The sequence below is a fragment of the Thalassobius sp. MITS945101 genome (genome assembly GCF_047123305.1).
Taxonomy (GTDB): domain Bacteria; phylum Pseudomonadota; class Alphaproteobacteria; order Rhodobacterales; family Rhodobacteraceae; genus Thalassobius.
Genome location: NZ_CP138918.1, coordinates 4,060,439 through 4,080,729 on the forward strand (window position 1 = coordinate 4,060,439; position 20,291 = coordinate 4,080,729).

A 20,291-nucleotide genomic window follows, 5' to 3' on the forward strand; every position below is an offset into this window, starting at 1 on the left:
CGACGCTGTTCGGCTTATTGCACCGGTCGAGACCTGTACCACAAAGCAAAACGGCCCGAGGTTTCCCCCGGGCCGCTTCGCAACACGTCATCTGGCGCTCACACTTTCCAGAAGCAGAGGATCCCCCAGCCGATGGAAATCCCCAGAGGCGCCCAGAGCGGCATCCCTACCAGCCCCAGCCAGGCCAGAAAGATGAAACTAGTGCCCAGGCAAGTCAGGAACAGACGGTCGCCACGGGTGGTCACAAGACCTAAGATCCCTTTCCGCTCGGCCCCGCCGGGGTATTTGATTTCCAGCACCGTCAGCAGACCGATAGCGCTGAACAATCCGATGAACACCAGCGCTGTGGGCCAGGTCCAAGCCATCCAACTCATCATATCAAACTCTCCCCATCGCGAAGCCCTTCGCGATGTAATTGCGGACAAAGTAAATCACCACCGCACCGGGGATAATGGTTAGGGTGCCCGCTGCTGCCAGCAGCCCCAATTCATAGCCCGCAGAGGACGCGGTTTTGGTCATGGTGGCGGCAATCGGTTTGGCTGCAACCGCCGTAAGCGTTTTGGCCAGAAGCAGCTCCACCCAAGAGAACATGAAACAGAAGAAGGCTGCCACGCCCACACCGGCTTTGATCGTCGGGATAAAGATCGACACAAAGAAGCGCGGGAAAGAATAGCCATCGACATAGGCCGTTTCATCCAGCTCCTTCGGCACGCCGCCCATGAAGCCTTCCAAGATCCACACCGCCAGCGGGATATTGAACAGGCAATGCGCCAGCGCCACTGCCAGATGGGTGTCAAAGATCCCCACTGCGGAATAGAGCTGGAAGAACGGCAGGGCAAATACGGCTGCCGGCGCCATGCGGTTGGTCAGCAGCCAGAAGAACAGCTGCTTGTCGCCGAGAAAGCGGTAACGGCTGAACGCATAGGCGGCCGGCAGAGCCACGGCGATGGAGATCACCGTGTTCAGCGACACGTAGAGGATGGAGTTGATATAGCCCCAGTACCAGGTCGGATCGGTGAAGATCGTCTTATAGGCCTCCAGCGTGAAGGTTTGCGGGAACAGGGAAAAGCCTGCGAGGATTTCATTGGTTGTCTTGAAGCTCATCGCGACAAGCCAATAGATCGGCAACATCAGAAAAAAGATATAGACGATCGGGATCAGAGAACGTTTGCGCATCTCTGCCTCCTTAGTTCAGGTCGTCTTTGGTCATCAGCGTATAGAACAGCCAGGACACAAAGAGGGTGATTGCAAAGTAGATCAGGCTCATCGCGGCGGCCGGTCCCAGGTCAAACTGGCCAAGGGCGATTTTGACAAGGTCAATCGACAGCAGGGTGGTCGAGTTGCCGGGGCCACCGCCGGTCAGAACAAACGGTTCCGTATAGATGTTGAAACTGTCCATGAACCGCAGAAGGATCGCGATGGTCAGGACGTTTTTCATCTTGGGCAGCTGAATGAACCGGAACACGGACCAGTTGGAGGCACCATCGATCTTGGCCGCCTGATAATAGGCCTCGGGGATCGACACCAGACCGGCATAGGCCAGCAGCACCACCAGAGAGGTCCAGTGCCAGACATCCATCGTGATGATGGTGACCCAGGCCGCCACGGGGTCTTGGGTCATGTCATAGTTGATGCCCAGAACATGGTTCAGGAAATAGCCCAATAGGCCAATGTCCGGCAGCGCAAAGATGTTCCACATCGCGCCAACCACGTTCCACGGGATCAGCATCGGCAGCGCCATCAGCACCAGACAGACCGGCACCCAGAAACCCTGTCGCGGCATGGCCAGCGCAATGGCAATGCCCAGCGGCACCTCAATTGCAAGGATCAGGAAGGTGAACATAAACTGCCGCCCCAGCGCCGCATGGAACCGGTCAGAACGCAGGATCTGTTCAAACCAAGTCAGGCCTTCCCAGAAGAATATGTTGTCGCCAAAGGTCTCCTGTACCGAGTAGTTGACCACCGTCATCATCGGAATAAGCGCGTTGAACGCCACCAGCAGCAGCACCGGCAGAACAAAGAACCAGGCTTTTTGGTTTTCGGTTTTCATGCCGCGCTCTCCTCTGTTGCGGGCGTGCTGGCGATCCAGCCATCGGCGTAGACACGGGTTTGGTCGGGGCGGAATTGCAGATGCACGGTGTCCCCCTGCTGCGGCGCGGGACCGTTGAGAATGGCGGCGACCTTGTGTTCTCCGGCCATCGCTTCGACCACGTGATGGCGGCCAATATCGGCCACTTTGCGCACCTGAGCGGGGATGCCCGTTTGGCCCAGCGTCACAAACTCTGGCCGCACGCCGATCTCGATCTTGCCGGAGGTGCCTGCGGCAACCGGCCCTTCCAGCGCAACCTGCTGACCTTGGAAAAAGGCCGCGCCGTCACGCTGCTCAGCCGGCAGCACGTTCATCCCTGGGGAACCGATAAAGTGGCCCACAAAGGTATGGGCGGGGCGTTCAAACAGCTCCACCGGTGTGCCGATCTGCACCACCTCACCCAGCTGCATCACCACCACCTTATCGGCAAAGGTCAGCGCCTCTGTCTGGTCGTGGGTCACATAGATCATCGTGCGATTGATCTTCTGATGCAGCTCTTTCAGCTTGGAGCGTAGCTTCCATTTCAGATGGGGATCGATCACCGTCAAAGGCTCATCGAACATGACAACGTTCACATCGTCCCGCACCAGGCCACGGCCCATCGAGATCTTCTGTTTGTTGTCCGGGCTCAACCCCGCCGCTCGGCGATTGAGCATCTCGTTGACTTCCAGCATTTCAGCGATCTCACGGACTCGGCGGTCAATGGTCGCCGGATCCACGCCGCGGTTTTTCAGCGGGAAGGCCAGGTTGTCGTAAACCGTCATGGTGTCGTAGATCACCGGGAACTGGAACACCTGCGCAATGTTGCGCTGATCAGGTGGCAGCTGGGTGACGTCCTGTCCGTCAAAGAGGATCTGCCCCTCGGACGGCACCAAGAGGCCGGAGATGATGTTGAGAAGTGTCGATTTCCCGCAACCGGACGGCCCCAGCAGCGCGTAGGCCCCACCATCCTGCCAGTCGAGGTCAACCTCTTTCAGTGCGTAATCCTCTGGCCCTTTTGGCTGGGGCATATAGGCGTGACGCAGGTTTTTAAGTGTGATTTTAGCCATGTCGCCCCCCTCAGGCGGCCCGGCTGCCGTCAGCGGCGAAGTAGAAACACGCCCCGGCATCCATATAAAATGTATGATCCTCGCCCACCTCATAGGGGTGTGCGCCGTGGGCCAGTGAGACCCAGCCGTGATCGTCAAAGGTGAAATGCGCCGAACTTTCTGAGCCTGACAGCTCGGTCACGCCGATGCGGCCTTTCAGGGCCACGTTGGCTGCCGCGCTGGCGTTGGGCAGAATGTGTTGTGGCCGCACGGCGACGGTATAGTCGCCATCCCGCAGCCCCGCTGCGTCGCCTTCAACGGCCCAGCTGACAGCGCCCATATGCACCCGGTCGCCGGCTTTGCGCACTGGCGCATAGTTGATCGGCGGATCGGAAAACACCTGCGCCGCCGTCAGGCTGGCAGGGGCGCGGTACAGGTCTGCGGTGGGGCCAAACTGCGCCACACGCCCGTCCATCATCAGCGCCGTTTCGCCGCCCAGCAGCAGGGCCTCTTCCGGTTCCGAGGTGGCGTAAACAACCACAGCGCCGCGCCCGGCAAAGAGTTCCGGCAGCATTTCACGCAGCTCTTCGCGCAGCTTGTAATCAAGGTTTGCCAGCGGCTCATCGAGGAAAACCGCCTGGCTGTCCTTGGCAATGGCGCGCGCCAGGGCGCAACGCTGTTGCTGGCCACCGGACAGCTCATGTGGGCGACGATGCAGCATCGGGCCCAGTTTCAAAATGTCGGCCGCTTCGCCCACACGATCCTCAATTTCGGACCGCGCCATGCCCGCGACCTTCAGCGGCGAGGCGATGTTGTCGAACACTGTCATATGGGGGTAGTTCACGAAGAACTGGTGAACCAAGCTGATTTTACGTTTCTGAGTGGAGAGTTTGGTCACATCCACCCCATCCATCAGCAGCTGGCCCGAGGCGATTGGGTCAAGACCGGCCATCATCTTGATCAGAGAGGTTTTGCCGGATCCCGTTTCGCCGAGGAGCACGTTGAAATGTCCCTGTTTCAACGTGAGACTGGTGGGCTTGATGTGGGTTGCCCCCTGCACCACCTTGGTGATCTCTTTCAGTTCAAGTGCCATTTTGCACCTTTGTTCCTTGAGGTTTTGCGCCTGTTCCGGCCCTTGGGGCCTAAGGCGGCAAGTGGCTGGGGCACGAGGCCCCAGCCTGCGTCGACCACGGGGAGCGTGGGTCAGACGCCGAGGGTTAGTTGGCGTTCCAGCGCGCCACCAGTGCGTCATAGTTGACGGTCTGGCCCTGCGGCTTTTCGTTGTCCAACTTCGGCTTGGCGCCACCGTTGGCGAACCACCACTCCGCGTCTTTTTCTTCGTTCAGACGCGGACCACAGCCGCCATAAATGCTCTGTGCTTCGTCCGCACGCTGCATTCGGGCCATGGTGATGTCCATTTCCTCGGCCAGACGGTCCATTGCTTCCTGCGGGGTAAAGGCCCCCGAGTTCACGTCACCGATCTGCTGCCACCAGATCTGGGCCAGCTTCGGATAATCCGGCACGTTCACACCGGTCGGCGACCAGGCCACACGATCAGGCGAACGGTAGAATTCTACCAGACCACCCAGTTTCGGTGCCCGTTCGGTGAAGCTTGCGTGGTTCACCGAGCTGTCACGGGTGAAGGTCAGACCCACGTGGGATTTCTTCACATCAACCGTTTTCGAGGTCACGAACTGAGCGTAGAGCCAAGCGGCCTGAGCACGCTCCGAGGGAGTCGACTTCAGGAAGGTCCAGGAGCCAACGTCCTGATAGCCAACCTTCTGACCTTCTTCCCAGTAAGGACCATGCGGGCTGGGGGCCATGCGCCACAGCGGGGTGCCGCTTTCATCCACGGTGTTGTTGCCTTCCGACTGCGGCTTCACCATGTCGGCGGTGAAGGCGGTGTACCAGAAGATCTGCTGGGCCACGTTGCCCTGGCTCAGCGCCGGCAGCGACTGGTAGAAGTCAAAGGACGCCGCACCGGGCGGTGCGTAGTTGCGCAGCCATTCGTCCCATTTGCGGATCGCATAGACCGCTGCAGGACCGTTGGCAGCGCCACCCCGGGTCACCGAGGCACCGGCTGGGTTACAGGAACCGGCTTCCATCCGGATGCCCCATTCGTCGATCGGCACACCGTTTGGTTCCCCTTTGGAACCCGCGCCAGCCATCGACAGCCAGGCATCGGTCATCCGCCAGCCCAGATCAGGCGCGCGTTTGCCGTAGTCCATGTGGCCATAGATCGCCACACCGTCGATTTCTTTCACATCCTTCGAGAAGAACTCGGCGATGTCTTCGTAGGCCGACCAGTTGACCGGAACACCCAGATCGTAGCCATATTTGGCTTTGAAGGCTTCCTGCAGGTCTGCGCGGTCGAACCAGTCTTTGCGGAACCAGTAGAGGTTGGCAAACTGCTGGTCGGGCAGCTGGTAGAGGTCGCCATCGGGACCGGTGGTGAACTGCGTGCCCATGAAGTCATCCAGATCCAGCGTCGGGCTGGTGGTCGCCGCCCAATCCCCTGCCATCTGATCGGTCAGGTTATAGGCCAGCTGCAGACGCGAGTGGGTGCCGATCAGGTCGGAGTCATTGACGTAGCCGTCATAGAGGTTCCGCTTGGTCTGCATCTGGGTCTGCACCGCCTGCACCACTTCGCCCTCACCGAGGATCTGGTGGTTCACCTTGATGCCGGTGATTTCCTCGAAGGCTTTGGTCAGAACCTCGGCTTCATAGCCGTGGGTCGGAATGCCTTCGGACAACACGTTGATTTCCATGCCCGAGAAGGGCTGAGCGGCTTGGATAAACCACTGCATTTCGCTCATCTGCTCGTCTTTGCTGAGTGCCGACGGCTGGAATTCAGCGTCGATCCACCGCTTAGCCGCGGCTTCGTCAGCATACAGCGGATGTGTTCCCGCAATCACTGCAACAGCAGCCACTGCGGACAAAAGATACTTGCGCATCTTATCCTCCCAAATGTGTAAATTACCGGCTCCCCGCCGGATGTCCTTTACGTTTACAGACGTGGGCAAACCCGTCAACTAATTTATTAGTAGATCAATCATCGGACCAGAAGAAGCACGTCCGGATTGCGCAATTTTTGACGAAAACGCCTTATTTTACGCGGCTTCATCATGACGGAAGACCTGTTGAAAAAGCAACCCTCAGATGCACCAATTCCCGCCCTGCCCCGAAAGTTCTCGCAACGTAATTGGGATCAGAAGGCGAAATTTCCCCTTTTCCCGGCCTCATTGGTCTGATGGATTCGCAACCAATTCCTTGCAACATCTGACAGGGTGTCGAAAAAATGACAGTACAGCAGAATATTTTGCGCAGCAATCCCATAGGATTACCCGCAAGCACTGTGGCTTTAACGCACGAAAAACCACATTTTGCCTTATTTTCAACAAAAACCACTAGCCTTGGCCGCATGCCCTATAGTATGCCAGTATCAATCTAGATAATGGGCACAAGCCCTACCTTTGAGAGAGCAGTAAGCTGATGAGTACAGTTAATTTTTCCGTCCGCAGTGCGGCCGGGACCGTGACTCATGGTCAAGCCCATGACACCGACGGTCTCATTATTCCTTTCTTCACCGGTTCGCAGATTTCGCTGAACCTCGCCCCTCAGGATGTGATTGGTTACACCCAATCCGGCAACGATTTGATTGTCGAGCTTGCCTCGGGTCAGAAGATCACGGTGCAGGGCTATTTCTTCGAAGACAGTCGCGACCCCGAGCTGTTCCTGTCCTCCAATGGTGAAATCCACCACGTCGAACTGGGCGGCCAGATGGGCGACCAGTATCTGGCGACCTACAATCCGGTGGACACCAGCGGCAAGTGGAGCGCTTACGACGAGTTGGTGTTCCTGGATCTGGAACGGGTTGAACCTGTTGTGGCGCCGCTGATTGCACCCGCACTGGGTCTGGGCGGCGTTGCCACCGGCGCGGCCGTTCTGGGCGGCGCGGTGATTGCGGATGATCTGCTGGGTGGCGGCGGCGGTGGCGGGGTGATCACCCCAACTGTCGACAACCCAGACGGCACCTATGAAACCGGCGGCCCGGCCCCCACCCCGGTGACCATCACCGGCACCGGTGAGGCTGGTTCGAGCGTAACGGTTGCGGTCGGCACCTCAACCCAGGTCACCACCGTCGGCGATGATGGCACTTGGGAAGTTGTCTTTGAGCCGGGCGACCTGCCAGACGACGGCGTTTACGAAAGCGTTGTGACCGTGGTGGCCCCGGACGACACAGAATACACGCTGGACGGCCCCGCGCTGGACATCGACACCACGCCGCCGCTGGTTGCGGTCGGCGAAGGCACTGTTTCCGTTGGTGAAATCGTCAACGCGGAAGAGCACGACGACGGCCATGTGATCTCGGGCACCGGCGAAGCTGGCGCCACCATCACGGTAGAGGTCAACGGCACCACCCAGACCACCACCATCTCCGAAGGCGGCACCTGGAGTGTCAACTTCGAGCGTTCCGTACTGATCGAAGGCGAATACACCACCGGTGTCACCATCACCGCCACCGATCTGCGTGGCAACGTCACCACCGTGACCGATGAAATTCAGGTCGATACCGTCGCCCCCGTGGTCAATATGAACACCGTGGAAGGCGACAATATCATCAATGCTTCCGAAGCTTCTGATGGGGTCACCCTGACCGGCTATGCCGAACCCGGCTCGACCCTGACGCTGGAGTTTCAGGGCCAAAGCCAAAGCGTTGCCGTGAACGCCGATGGCAGCTGGTCGCTAGACTTCTCGGCCGCCCAGATCGCGACGGGCACTTATGACAGCGCTGTCACCCTGACCGCCACTGATGCGGCGGGCAACAGCACCGTCACCGATTACACGCTGCACATCGACACCGAAGGCAACGTCACCCTCGACACGCCGATTTCAGGCGACAACCTGTTGAATGAGACCGAAGCCGCCCAAGGCCTGAACCTTACCGGCACTGCCGAAGCAGGCTCCACCGTAGTTGTGGAAATGATGGGCGCGGTGCGCACCGTGACCGCCGATGCCTCGGGCAACTGGTCAGCAACCTTTGTGGCCGCGGAAATTCCGGCGGGCGAATATGACGCCTCCGTAAATGTCTCGGCGACCGATCAAGTGGGCAACACCACCACGACGTCCTCAGTTCTGCGGGTCGACACCAGCACGCTGGTCGGGCTGGAAAGCCCGGTGTCCGGCGACAACATGGTCAATGCAGCGGAACAATCCGGCGGTGTTTTGATCAACGGCACCGCTGAGGCGGGCGCTCAGGTTGAGGTCACGCTGCACGGCGCGACCCGTCTGGTCACCGCAGGCAGTGACGGCAGTTGGAGCGCGGTCTTCACCGCCGCCGACATCCCGGAAGGCACCTATCAGGCGGCGCTTTCGGTCACTGCGACCGATCTGGCCGGCAACAGCGCTACCACCCGTTCCACCGTCAATGTCGACACTGAAATCGGTGTCGCGATCAATGCCAATCAGGCGGGCGGCGACGATATCCTGAACGCCTCGGAAGCGGCGGGCGGCCTGACCCTGACCGGCACCGGCGAAGCGGGGGCAACCCTGTCGCTGGTCTTTGATGGCGTCACCAAAACCGCCACCGTTGGCAATGACGGCACCTGGTCCGTGACCTACAGCGCGGGTGAAATCCGCAACGGCGAATATGACGCCACCGTCACCGCCACCGTCACCGATGCGGCCGGCAACGTCGATCAGGCCAGCCATGTGATCACCGTGGACACCACCACCGCCGCCACTATCGAAGTGCAGCCCGCCACCATCGGCGGCGATGACTTTGTCAACGCAGCGGAAATGCAGCAGGGTCTGGTGCTGGACGGCACCGCAGAACCCGGCGCCACCGTCACCGTTGAGGTGGAAGGTGTCAGCCGCACCACCACGGCGGACGCCTCGGGCAACTGGTCGGTAACCTACGAGCCCGGCGCGCTGCCGCGGGGGGAATATCAGACCACCGCCACCGTCAGCACGGTGGATGCAGTGGGCAACACCGCCAGCTCTTCGATCGACTTCTTTGTCGACACCGAAGTGGCCAACCCCGTTGTGGAAAGCGTCACCTTCGCGGATGATGCCGTCAGCGCCATTTCGCTGCAGACCAATGGCGACAGCTATGAGGTCACGGCCCTCAATGCAAACGGCAGCAGCACGGAACTGTCGCCGACCGAGATCCCGCTGGGCGCTTCGGAAACCATGTTTGCCTTCAACCCGGCAGTGTCGGACGGCACCCATCTGGTGGTTTCGGCGCAGGATGATGCGGGCAACGTATCCGACACGATGATCGTGCTGGATGACAATGCCACCAACGCAGGCACATTGGATCATGCCCAGACAGGCAACTTCCAGATCGAAGCCTTGGAGCTGGACTACGCCTCGGACACTTCGCTTACCCTGACCGAATCCCAGATCCGCGATCTTTCGGACACGTCGGACACGCTGACCATCCATGGCGGCGCGGACGATCAGGTCACGGTGAGCGGCGCGGTGAAAACCGGCCAGACCGAGACCATCGAGGGCGAGGCCTACGATGTCTACACCATCGGCGACGATGGTGTGACGCTGGTGATCGATCAAGACATCAACGTCATCATCTAAGAGACCGCAGGGGCGGTGCGCTGCCCCTGCCCTGCCCCCTGGGCGCCCCCGCCCGCGGCAAGACCGTAAAGATCGACAGGAGACCCGGGTGTTCCCGAAGAAGGCCATTTCCCTCCTCTGCGCGACAACCCTGCTGGCTGGCTGTATGTCTGGCGGGCTTGGGGGCGGTTTGAATTTCACCCCGCCCCATCTGGCAGGCGGCGAGGTGGAGCCTGCGGAGCAACCGCTGCGCACGTCGGGTACCGGGCAGAAAAAACGCAACAAGATCTTCGACTTTGGCCCCACGGCAGCGGATGGTGAATCCGAGGTGCTGGACACATTGGTGGCGCGCCGCTCAGTCCTGCCGGAGGACGGCATGTATGACCGTGTTGCCACCGCCGCACTGGCGGCGGGCAGCCGTGCTGCTGAAGCCGAGCTGCGCAGCGCAAAACTGCGGGCCGAAGCGGAAAACAAGAACTGGCTGCCGCAGCTGAAACCCACCGTGTCGCTGACCTCTTTGGGTGAAACTCTGGCCTCTCTGGTGGTCGATCAGGTGCTTTATGACAACGGCAAACGCGAAGCCGAACGGGCCTATGCCGCCGCGGATGTTGAAGTTGCCGCCGTCACCCTTTCGCAGGATCAGAACGACCGTGTTTACAGCGCCCTGGCGCTCTACCTGACCGGGCTGCGCGGGCAAGAAAAATCCGCTACCGGCACCAAAGCCATTGGCCAGATGAAAGCCTTCCAGCGCATCGTTGATGGCCGCGTGGCCGGGGGGGTGTCCGACAAGGGCGATCAGCGCATGGTCGAGGGTAAGATCCTGGACCTGCGCGCCAGCCGCGACATCGCAATGGAAGAAGCCAACACCGCCCGCGCAGAGCTGCATGCGATGACTGGCATGGATCTGCCCAAGGCCAACGTGGCCCCATTGAAACGCTACGCCCCCGACGGGGTTGAGCCGCTATCGGTGTTGAAAGCCGAAGCCGAGGCGCGGCGCATCGTAGCGCAGGCCACCGCCGAACGTGCTGGCCAGCTGCCGGGCCTGACGGCCTCGGGCACGTTGAACCGTGACGGCACCACTGGTGCGCTGAATGCGGGCACCAGCAATGGCATTGGTTTTGGCACCGGTGCACGGCTGAAGGCGATTGAGAATAGCAAGGAAACTGCCCGCGAAAATGTGGTGGAAGCCGAAGAGAAAGCCCGCCGCAACAGGTCTCGTCTGGAACAACGTCTGATTTCGCTGCAGCGGCAGGAGCGCGAAACTGCCAAACTGGTGCGCGAAAGCCGTGAGACCTTCAAACTGTTTCAGGCGCAGTTCAAGGCCGGCCAGCGCTCGGTACTGGAAGTGGTCAATATCTACGAACAGCTGACCCGCCGCGAGATGGAACGGTTGGACGCCAAATATGAGGTCATTCTGGTGCAGCTGGAGATGGCCCGTGATCTGGGTGTGCTGGCCGACGGGGGCGCGATTTGACGCAAAAGGGCCCGGTCATCCTGTCGATCAACCCGGCCGCAGCCAAGGTCGCCAAGCCCGCCAACACGCAGGGCAACGGCCCTGCTGCGCCTCCTCCTCAGCCCTCCTCGCCCCCCGCACCTGCCGCGATTACACCGCAACCCGCACCCCAACCGACCCAAACGCAACAGAACGAAACAGCCGCGCCGGAAATCCAGTCGCTGATCGAAGGCACCGCCAAACGCATCCAGCACCGCGCCTCGCTGGTGGCGACGCTGGCGGGCCTCAACGGGGCCGAAGTGCCGCTGACCGATGTGGCCGAGTTCATGTGGACCCAGTCCCCCGGTGATGTGTCGCTGAAGGCACTGTCCAAAGCACTGCAACACGCAGGGATTACACCGAAACTCAGCCAGCGGATCACGCCGGCCGCCGACAAATGGCCTGCCATTGCCGAAATGCGCAATGGACAGTCGATCCTCGTTCTGTCGCAGGACGGTGAGGTATTGACGATTTATGACACCACCTGTCCTGACAACCGCGCCGAGGTGCCTCTGGCAGACTTCACCCCGCATTTCACCGGCAACCTGCTGAGCGCCAAAACCAGCCTGCGCCAGATGGCCGAACGCCATGTGCCACAGCTGTCCAAGGGCCATTGGTTCTGGGGTGAGTTCCCGAAATTCCGCCGCCATATCAGTGAGATCATGCTGGGCTCTTTGGTGGCCAATGTGCTGGCCGTGGCCGTGGCGCTGTTTTCACTGCAGGTCTACGACCGGGTGATCCCACATCAATCCGAAGCAACGCTTTGGGTGCTGGCGATTGGCGCAATTATGGCGATCGGCCTAGAGGGCCTGTTGAAGCTGGCCCGCGCGCGCCTGTCCGACGCGGCGGGGCGACGGATGGAGCTGTCGATCCAGAATATGCTGATGCGCCGCCTCTTGGGGATGCGGTCAGACCAACGGGCATTGCCACCCTCCGACCTTTTTGCCGCGATGCGCGATTTCGGCTCTGTGCGCGAGTTTTTCACCTCTTCCACCATCGCTGTGCTGGCGGATATGCCTTTTATCCTGCTGTTCCTGGCGCTGGTGGCCTCAATCGCGGGCAATATGGTCTGGGTGCTGGTGCTGGGCGGCCTGTTGATGGTGCTGCCCGCCTATGTGCTGCAGAAACGGATGATCGCCCTGACCCGCCAGACGCAGGGCGCCTCGGCCAAAGCCGGCCGTCTGCTGCAAGAGGTGGTGAGCGAGTTAGACACGGTGAAAACCCAACGTGGCGAGGACCGGATCCTGCGGCTCTGGGATGAGCTGAACGCGGTCTCTTCCCATGCATCGGCGGAGCAGCGTCGCCTGTCCTCGACCCTGACCTATTGGTCGCAAGGGGTGCAACAGACCACCTATATCGCCACCGTTGTGATCGGCACCTACCTTGTTTTTGCAGGTCAATTCACCGTCGGCACCATCATCGCTACCGGCATCCTGACCAGCCGCACATTGGCGCCGCTGACTCAGTTTGCCGGCACTTTGGCTCGCTGGAGCAATGTGAAAGCGGCGCTGGAAAGCCTCGACACCATTGCGCTGGCCCCGCAGGAACGGGACAGCGAACGGCGCTATCTGCGGCGCGAGAAATTCCAAGGCCAGTTTGAACTGCGCGAGGTCCACTTCACCTATGACGAGGACGGTCCCGCCACGCTGGATGTGCCTGCAGTGGTGATCAAACCCGGTCAGCGCGTCACCATTTTGGGCGCAAACGGGTCGGGCAAATCGACTTTGCTGAAAATGCTCTCGGGGCTTTATGCGCCAACGAAGGGTCGTGTTTTGCTAGACGGCACCGACATGGCCCAGATCGACCCACGCGACCTGCGTCGCGGCATCGGCTACCTGTCACAAGACGTGCGGCTCTTTGCCGGGTCACTGCGCGACAACCTGAACCTGAACCAGCTGGAACGGGACGATGACCGCCTGATGCAGGCGCTGGAGTTTGCCGGTCTTGGCCCGTTCCTGCGCGGTCACCCGCAGGGGCTGGACCTGCAAATTCGCGATGGCGGCGAAGGCCTGTCCATCGGACAGCGTCAGTCGATTGGCTGGGCGCGGCTGTGGTTGCAGAACCCCTCGGTTGTGCTGCTGGATGAACCCACTGCGGCGCTGGATCAGACGTTGGAGCGCACGCTGGTCAGCCGCTTGGAAAACTGGCTGAAAGGCCGCACCGCGCTGATCGCCACGCATCGCACTCCAATTCTGGCGCTGTCGAACCGCACCTTGATCCTGCAGGCCGGGCGTCTTGTGGTGGATGGGCCGCGCGAACAGGTGCTGGCCCATCTTGCCAGCGGGGAGCGCGGCTGATGGCGGGTGTCAGCAACAGCGACTTTGACGAAGGCTTTGACGACCACAACCGCCTGTCACGGCTGACAATCCGGCTGGTGGCGCTGGCGCTGGCGCTGTTTATCAGCTGGTCCGCTTTTGCCGTGGTGGATGAGATTGTGCGGTCCGAGGGCGAAGTTGTTTCGTCCTCGCGGTCGCAGATCATTCAAAACCTGGAAGGCGGGATCCTGTCGGATCTGGCGGTGAAACAAGGTGACCTTGTCGAGTCCGGCCAAGTGCTGGCCACCCTGCAGGACACCAAGTTCCGCACCGCCTTTGACGACCTGCAGGACCAGATCGACTCCTTGGAAATCAAACGGTTACGTCTGGAAGCAGAGATTGCAGGTGCTTATGAGTTTTCGGTGCCCGAGGCACTGGCGCAGCGCTCAGCGACCATTCTGACCTCGGAACGCGCCCTGTTGAAAGCGCGCCAGACAGATCTGGATTCCCGCCGCGAAGGGGCTTTGGTGGTGCTGGAACAGGCCAAGTCCGAACTGGCGAATATGGAGCGGCTCTACAAGAAAGAGTTTGTGGCACTGATTGAGGTGAACAAAGCCCGCAAATCCGCCTCCGAGGCTGAAATCCGCTACACTGAGATCAACACCGCCGCCGAGTTGGAACAGGCTGAGGAATACTCCCAGACCTTGAAAGACATCAGCTCGCTGCGGCAGGAAATGCGGCTGGCGCAGGATCAGCTGAACCGCACTGTGATCACCGCCCCGATGCGCGGCATTGTGAACAACCTGTCGGTCACCACCATAGGCGGCGTTGTGCGTCCCGGCGAAGAGATTTTCGAGATCATCCCCCTGGGCGAAGAGCTGTTCGTAGAGGCCCGTGTGCGGCCGGAAAACATTGCCTCGGTGGAGCGGGGTCAGGCGGCCTCGATCAAGCTGACCGCCTACGATTATACGATTTATGGCACGCTGAAGGGTGAAGTGGATCTAATTTCCGCCGATACCTTCGAAGATGAACGTGATCCGCGGGCGGAGCCGTTTTATCGGGTCTCTGTCAGCGTCGACAGCGCCAACCTGACGGAACGCCAGAAGGCGATTGAGATCCGGCCGGGGATGCGGGCGCAGGTGGAGTTGCACACCGGCGAGAAAACTGTTCTGCAATACCTTTTGAAGCCGCTTTACAAGTCCCGCGAAGCCTTCCGCGAGCCTTAGAGGGTTATCAGAAGAGGATTGCCAGGCCGCTCTGCGGGTCAGCTGTTGCTGACCAACAGTTGCAGCACTGAAGGGTCCAGCGAGGTGCCAACCGACACGTCCTGGCCCGCCATTTCCGCCTTGGCTGAAATCACCGAGACCAGATAGGGGCGTTGGCCATGCTGCAGGGCAAAGACCGGCGCGCCTGAGGCCCCGAAATCCACCTCGCAGTTCATCACCAGCGTGGCCTTTTTGCGAGCCACCACCTGACAGGGGTAGGCCATCTGCGGATCGTGGCGATTGCCAACGGTATAGGCGATGACGCTGAGGATATCGCCCTTTTCCGGGCGGTCTTCAAAGGCCAGCGGCACCACCTGATCCGATGCGATGGGACTGGACAGACGCAACAGCGCCAGATCATGGCCCACCTGGGCTGCGCCCTTCTGGGTGCGGTGGCGATATTGCGGATGGGCTGCGGCAGAGACCACGGCGCGTTCAGCCTTGGCTTTGCCATTTTGCAAACCTGCCTGGAAGGTGATGCGGTCCGCACGCACTTTTTTGCCAGTCATGGGGTTATAGAGGCAATGCGCCGCCGTCAGCACCAGATCCGGCGCCACCAAGGCACCCGTACACATGGTTTTGCCAGAAATGGTCAACCGCCCCACGGCTTCCCAGCCGGCGATGTTTTCAACACCGCGCCAGGTGCCATTGGCAGTGGCGGGTCCGGTTTTTGGCGCGATCCCCAGGGTCAGTGCCAAGGCAAGGCAAAATTTCGCTAGCCGCATGTTCTCTCCTACTCTCTTGGCTTCACTCAGCCCGCGCCAGATGGCGAGAATGGGGCCACAGTTGCGTCATTTCGCGACGCTGACGGCCCTTGGCCCCGCCGCGGCCACAAAGCGCCACATTGCTGCCGCGATGCCCCGTGAATGCGGCACAAGGGACCGCCCTTGCCTCCTTAACGGCGCAATTCACCTGGATGTGACCCCTTGGCTGGCTGACTTTCCGATGCAGGCCGTTAGGATCAGCGGCAAGAATGTGAATTTCGTTAAGGAAGCGCCCGATGCCCCTCACCCGCCGTCAGTTTGTCACCCGGTCCGCAATGGCCTCTGCGCTTCTGGGCCAGGGGCTGCCCAGTTTTGCAAAGGCTGATCTAACCGAAATCACGGCGCGCAGCGGCAAGGTGCAACTGGCCCCCGCCGATTATCCCATGACCGAAGTCTGGGGCTACGACGGTCTGGCCCCCGGACCTGTCTTGCGGTTCCAGCAGGGCGAAAGGTTGCAGCGCAGGCTGGTTAATGCGCTGGAGCAGCCCACCAGCATCCACTGGCATGGGATCCGGATCGACAATGCAATGGATGGGGTGCCGGGGTTGACACAGGCGGCGGTGCCGCCCGGGGGCCACTTTGATTATGACTTCGCACTGCCCGATGCAGGTAGCTACTGGTATCACGCCCATTGGGCCAGCCCGGAACAGGTCGGGCGCGGGCTACACGGTGCCTTGATCGTGGAAGAGGACGAAGCGCCAGAGGTCGACCGTGACGAGGTTCTGGTGCTGGACGACTGGCGGCTTAACCCCGAGGATGCCCAGATCATGGCGGATTTCGACAACCGCCATGACCTGAGCCACGCAGGCCGCTATGGCAACATCAGCCACCTGCAACGGGCAATATGATGCGGTGATGCCGGTGAAACGCAACGAGCGGCTGCGGCTGCGTCTGATGAATGTCGCCAACGCACGGATCTTTACGCTGGCGCTGCAGGACCTTGAGGGCTGGGTGATGGCGCTGGACGGGATGCCCCTGGCCCAACCAGAAGTGGCTGGAACCCTGACCCTAGCCCCCGGCCAGCGCGTCGATCTGATTGTGGATGTGACCGCCGAAGAAGAGGCGCTACTGGTGCGGACCGAACCCAATGGCGAAGGCTGGGTGCAGGTGGCCTTTCCTGTGCGGGGACAGGCAACTGCTACACGACGCCCTGCCCCCATTGCCCTGCCACCAAACCCGAACATGGCAACAAGCGGGCTGAACGACGCGCGGCCGGTGGAATTGTTGATGGAAGGCGGTGCAATGGGCGGCATGGCCGGAGCAACCTATCAGGGACAGGCACTGGGCATGCGTGAACTGGTGCAACAGGGGCAGTTCTGGGCCTTCAACGGCACCTCTGGGCGGACCGATTCACCGTTGACACGCGCCTCTCTGGGGGAGGCTGTGAAGGTGCGGATCAACAATCAAACTGCCTTTGCCCATGCAATGCATCTGCATGGGATGCATTTCCGCGAAGTGCTGGCAACGGGCTATGGCCCGATGCGGGACACGCTGTTGGTTGAGCGCGGTGAGATCCGCGAGGTTGCCTTTGTTGCCGACAACCCCGGCAAATGGCTGTTCCATTGCCATATGCTGGGCCATGCGGCTTCGGGCATGAGCAGTTGGATCGACGTCGGCTAGGGCTGTCAATCAGGGCGAGGCTTTGGGGCCAAAGGTGGCGCGCCATTGGCTGATAAACCGGGTACGCCGCTGCTGATCCAGCGCAATCAGCAGGGTTGGATCAATCCCGATGCCTCGAGAGGCGCTGACCTCACCGCTGCCCTCATCCCAAAGACCGATCTTTTCCAAAGCTGCGCGCCCCTGCGCCGACAGGAAAAAGTCCAGCAGACGGCCCGCTTCGGGTTTGCTGGGAGCGGTGCGCGGGATCAGGAATGCGCGGGACAGGTAGAGGGTATAGTCTTCGGGCCGCACAATTGCGAGGTTGTCGAGCCCCACAGTGCCCGCATAAGAGCCCAGCACATTGTAGGCCATGTGATACCGGCCGGAACTGACACCTTCGATAATCGTGGCCGAACAACAGGTTGCCACCGCATCCACCCGCGCGAAACCTTCCAGCATCGCACCAAAGGTCGACGCTTCCAGTGAATCAGAAAAGGCAAACAGATAGCCCAGCCCCGAGGCTTCGATGTCATAGGTGGCGATCTTGCCGGTGTGCGGCGTGTCCCGGCGCATCAGATCCAACAGGCCGAACCGGCTGCGGGGCACATCTTCCTCGGCGACACGTTCGGTGTTGTAGACAATCACCGCCGCCTCTCGGGTGACGCCCCAGACCTCATTGCGCCAGATGAGATCCGCGGGCAGCGCCTCTGTCAGTGAGGAACTGTAAGGCGTGGCGCAATGGGCGTTCACCAGATCCACCATCTGATGCACCCCCGAGGACAGGACAGCGTCCGCCCTGCTTTCGCCATCGGCGCATTCCAGCTGCGACAGGAAATAGAGATCGTTGGACCCCCATTGTTCGTAGAGAACCGAAATATCGGGATTTTCCCGCACAAACAGTTCCATCGCGGGCCGCAGCACGGCGATATCTGTGGTCGAGCGCAGCACGATCTGGCGCGCCTCTGGCAGGCCAAACTCCATCACTGCCTCTTGCGCCGTAACGGGAGCTGCCAGCGGTGCAGAGAGCATTGCCCCAATCACGGCACATGATTTCAGCAAACCCCTCATACGTCTTCCTCCTGCGGCAAATACAGGCTGACCCGGAAGCCATTTTCCCCTGCCCCCATGGTCACGCGCCCTTCAAAGGCTTCGGCCACCGCCTGCACAATGGACAGACCCAGACCGGCGCTTTTCCCTTTGGAGGCAGCGTTGCGTTCAAACCGTTTGCCCATGCGCGAAAGCACCTCTTTGCTGGGGCCAGACCCGGCGTCTTCGACCCAGATCACCGCGTCATTGTCCACCCGTTCCGCCCCGATCCGCATCGGCGCAATGCCGTGGCGCAGAGCGTTGTTGAACATGTTGCGCACCGCCTCTGTCAGCGACATTTCATCCGCCAAAACCACTACCGGATCCGGCCCGATGACCAGTTCCACCTCACTGCCCGGCATCAGAAGTTCGTGGTCGCCTGCCTCAAAGACTTCAAGCGCAATGTCGCGCAGATCCACCGGATTGCGCGGGGCGCTGTCGGTGCGGTGAATGACCAGGGCACGGCTCAGCATCTGGTCCAGCAAGGCGCCAAGCGACTGACTGCGGCGGGACAGCCGGTCCAGCATCTGGGCGCGTGTTTTCGGGTCATCTTCTTCTATGGCCAGTTCCACCTGCGCCCGAATGGCCGCCACCGGGGTGCGCAGCTGATGCGCCGTATCGGAGATCAGGTTGCGCATCGCCCCCACCTGCCGGTCCAACCGCCACATAAAGCGGTTCATCGCGCGGATCATACCAGCAATTTCGGCGGGCACCGCACTGTCCATCGGGGTCAGGTCGTAGGGATCGCGATCCAGCAGCCCCTCGGCCAATTGGTTCAGCGGCCGCATGGCAGAGCGGATCACCAGAAGCGCCAGGATCATCAGGGCCGCACCGGCCAGAACAGCCACCAGCAGCGCGTTGCGGGTCAGGCTCAGCGCCATGTCGTTGCGCGCCCTTTGGGTTTGGCCCACGGTGACATAGACCTCCCCGGCAAAATCGCGTTCGGCAAAGGGGCGGGACACGGTGACAAAGCGACCAATTTCTCCCTGCATTTCGGCCTCAAAGAACATCGGACCACGGTCACGGCGTGCAGTTCCCTCCCCCAGCGGCAGGGTGATAAAATCATGGCCCGTCAGAAGGGTCCCGTCGGGGCCGTAGACCGCATAGGCGATCCGGTCTTCCGGGGCGAGGGCAAGCAGCTGAAACGCTGTTACCGGCAGCTGGGCCACCGGTGCGCCATCCGCAATTGACACGGAATCCGCAATGTCACTTGCCGCGCCAAGGAGCAGCCTGTCATAGGCTTCGCGGGCCGCCTGACGGCCATAGGCGAAAGAGGCAAAGGCCACCGCGATGCCCCCCACCAGCAACAGCGACAGCACCCCGATCACAAGACGGGACGACAGCGAACGCAGCGCCGCCTTGTCAACGGGGCGGCTACGGGCCATCGATCCGGTATCCCATTCCCCGCTGGGTCACGATCGCCACGTCAGATCCCGCCAGTTTCTTGCGCAATCGGGCGATGTACAACTCGATCGCATTGACCCCCACGTCCGCATCTTCGAAAGCAAAGAGGCTGTCATACAGCCGCTCTTTGCTGATCACCTGCCCCGCATTGCGCATCAGCGCGCCCAGAAGAGTGGCTTCGCGGCGGGTAAGCTCCAGCGCATCAGGGCCGAGAGTGGCGGTCAGGTTGGCCGGCGAATAGGTTAGCGAGCCCAGATTAAGTGCTTCGGTTTTCTGGTCCGTCTCGCGGCGCAACAGCGCCCGCAGCCTGGCCTCCAGCTCGCGTTGGTCAAAAGGTTTCACCAGATAGTCATCGGCACCAAGATCCAGTGCGGACACCCGGTCATCCACCGAAAACAACGCCGTCAGCATCAGCACCGGCGTTCCAACCCCGCGCCGCCTCAGCGCGCCCAACAATTCCGTCCCCGAGCCGTCCGGCAGGTTGATATCCAGGATAATCGCATCGTAGCGCTGCACCGCCAGAAAGTCCTCGGCCGCCTCCACCGTTTCGGCCAGATCACAGGCCATGCCGACCCGCCCAAGGCGAATGGCGACGGCTTCGGCCATGTCGGTGGCATCCTCGACAATCAAGATGCGCATCAGATGATTCTCTCCGTAAGATGTTGATCCAAAATGATATACCTCGCTGACAGGTTAACGACAGGCTTTGGCGGTAGCTATTGTTCATATCGCCAGA

Annotated in this window: 16 protein-coding genes; 6 read left to right on the top strand and 10 right to left on the bottom strand. The window is 60.9% G+C overall.

Annotation, left to right across the window (positions count from 1 at the left end; all coding sequences use genetic code 11):
* Window positions 1-98 precede the first annotated feature (98 nt).
* The 6 genes from SIC14_RS19870 to SIC14_RS19895 all read right to left on the bottom strand — a co-directional run bounded on the left by SIC14_RS19870 (window position 99) and on the right by SIC14_RS19895 (window position 6,071).
* Window positions 99-377 (bottom strand): DUF2160 domain-containing protein, encoded by a 279-nt coding sequence (locus tag SIC14_RS19870; RefSeq protein WP_412563637.1) that lies wholly within the window; start codon window positions 375-377, stop codon window positions 99-101.
* A 1-nt stretch (window position 378) separates the two neighbouring features.
* Window positions 379-1,176, bottom strand: a complete 798-nt coding sequence (locus tag SIC14_RS19875) for a carbohydrate ABC transporter permease (protein ID WP_412563638.1) — start codon at window positions 1,174-1,176, stop codon at window positions 379-381.
* Window positions 1,177-1,186: 10 nt separating this feature from the next.
* Window positions 1,187-2,050 carry a carbohydrate ABC transporter permease gene (locus tag SIC14_RS19880; protein ID WP_412563639.1) on the bottom strand — a complete coding sequence of 288 codons (864 nt, stop codon included), beginning with the start codon at window positions 2,048-2,050 and terminating at the stop codon, window positions 1,187-1,189.
* On the bottom strand, window positions 2,047-3,138 hold the full coding sequence (locus SIC14_RS19885; protein WP_412563640.1) for an ABC transporter ATP-binding protein: 1,092 nt from the start codon (window positions 3,136-3,138) through the stop codon (window positions 2,047-2,049). The genes SIC14_RS19880 and SIC14_RS19885 overlap by 4 nt, the downstream gene beginning before the upstream one ends.
* 10 nt (window positions 3,139-3,148) lie before the next feature.
* Window positions 3,149-4,210 (bottom strand): ABC transporter ATP-binding protein, encoded by a 1,062-nt coding sequence (locus tag SIC14_RS19890; RefSeq protein ID WP_412563641.1) that lies wholly within the window; start codon window positions 4,208-4,210, stop codon window positions 3,149-3,151.
* Between the two features lie 124 nt (window positions 4,211-4,334).
* Window positions 4,335-6,071 carry an extracellular solute-binding protein gene (locus SIC14_RS19895; protein ID WP_412563642.1) on the bottom strand — a complete coding sequence of 579 codons (1,737 nt, stop codon included), beginning with the start codon at window positions 6,069-6,071 and terminating at the stop codon, window positions 4,335-4,337.
* A gap of 538 nt (window positions 6,072-6,609) precedes the next feature.
* Here SIC14_RS19895 and SIC14_RS19900 point away from each other — a divergent pair.
* From SIC14_RS19900 to SIC14_RS19915, 4 genes are all read left to right on the top strand, one after another.
* Window positions 6,610-9,711 carry an Ig-like domain-containing protein gene (locus tag SIC14_RS19900; RefSeq protein WP_412563643.1) on the top strand — a complete coding sequence of 1,034 codons (3,102 nt, stop codon included), beginning with the start codon at window positions 6,610-6,612 and terminating at the stop codon, window positions 9,709-9,711.
* 88 nt (window positions 9,712-9,799) lie between these two features.
* The gene (locus SIC14_RS19905; protein ID WP_412563644.1) at window positions 9,800-11,164 is read left to right on the top strand and encodes a TolC family protein; all 1,365 of its coding nucleotides are present in this window, start codon (window positions 9,800-9,802) and stop codon (window positions 11,162-11,164) included.
* Complete coding sequence (locus SIC14_RS19910) at window positions 11,161-13,479, top strand: type I secretion system permease/ATPase (RefSeq protein ID WP_412563645.1); 2,319 nt, start codon at window positions 11,161-11,163, stop codon at window positions 13,477-13,479. Before SIC14_RS19905 ends, SIC14_RS19910 begins: the two co-directional genes overlap by 4 nt.
* A complete protein-coding gene (locus SIC14_RS19915; RefSeq protein ID WP_412563646.1) occupies window positions 13,479-14,663 on the top strand; it encodes an HlyD family type I secretion periplasmic adaptor subunit in 1,185 nt (394 codons plus the stop codon). Before SIC14_RS19910 ends, SIC14_RS19915 begins: the two co-directional genes overlap by 1 nt.
* A gap of 38 nt (window positions 14,664-14,701) precedes the next feature.
* Here SIC14_RS19915 and SIC14_RS19920 read toward each other — a convergent pair whose 3' ends face one another.
* On the bottom strand, window positions 14,702-15,427 hold the full coding sequence (locus tag SIC14_RS19920) for a trypsin-like serine peptidase (RefSeq protein WP_412563647.1): 726 nt from the start codon (window positions 15,425-15,427) through the stop codon (window positions 14,702-14,704).
* A 275-nt stretch (window positions 15,428-15,702) separates the two neighbouring features.
* On the opposite strand from SIC14_RS19920, the gene SIC14_RS19925 reads away from it, so the two are divergent.
* Together SIC14_RS19925 and SIC14_RS19930 are read left to right on the top strand one after the other, a co-directional pair.
* A complete protein-coding gene (locus tag SIC14_RS19925) occupies window positions 15,703-16,314 on the top strand; it encodes a multicopper oxidase domain-containing protein (protein ID WP_412563648.1) in 612 nt (203 codons plus the stop codon).
* The gene (locus tag SIC14_RS19930; RefSeq protein ID WP_412563649.1) at window positions 16,280-17,086 is read left to right on the top strand and encodes a multicopper oxidase family protein; all 807 of its coding nucleotides are present in this window, start codon (window positions 16,280-16,282) and stop codon (window positions 17,084-17,086) included. Before SIC14_RS19925 ends, SIC14_RS19930 begins: the two co-directional genes overlap by 35 nt.
* Before the next feature lie 9 nt (window positions 17,087-17,095).
* Here the strand turns inward: SIC14_RS19930 and SIC14_RS19935 are convergent, their stop codons facing one another.
* Genes SIC14_RS19935 through SIC14_RS19945 form a run of 3 tightly spaced genes read right to left on the bottom strand, consistent with a single transcriptional unit; the run spans window position 17,096 to window position 20,194 of the window.
* Entirely contained in the window at window positions 17,096-18,133 is a 1,038-nt protein-coding gene (locus SIC14_RS19935) for an ABC transporter substrate-binding protein (protein WP_412563650.1), read from the bottom strand.
* Window positions 18,130-19,536 carry a sensor histidine kinase gene (locus SIC14_RS19940; RefSeq protein WP_412563651.1) on the bottom strand — a complete coding sequence of 469 codons (1,407 nt, stop codon included), beginning with the start codon at window positions 19,534-19,536 and terminating at the stop codon, window positions 18,130-18,132. The genes SIC14_RS19935 and SIC14_RS19940 overlap by 4 nt, the downstream gene beginning before the upstream one ends.
* A complete protein-coding gene (locus SIC14_RS19945; protein ID WP_412563652.1) occupies window positions 19,526-20,194 on the bottom strand; it encodes a response regulator in 669 nt (222 codons plus the stop codon). Before SIC14_RS19945 ends, SIC14_RS19940 begins: the two co-directional genes overlap by 11 nt.
* Between the last annotated feature and the right edge of the window lie 97 nt (window positions 20,195-20,291).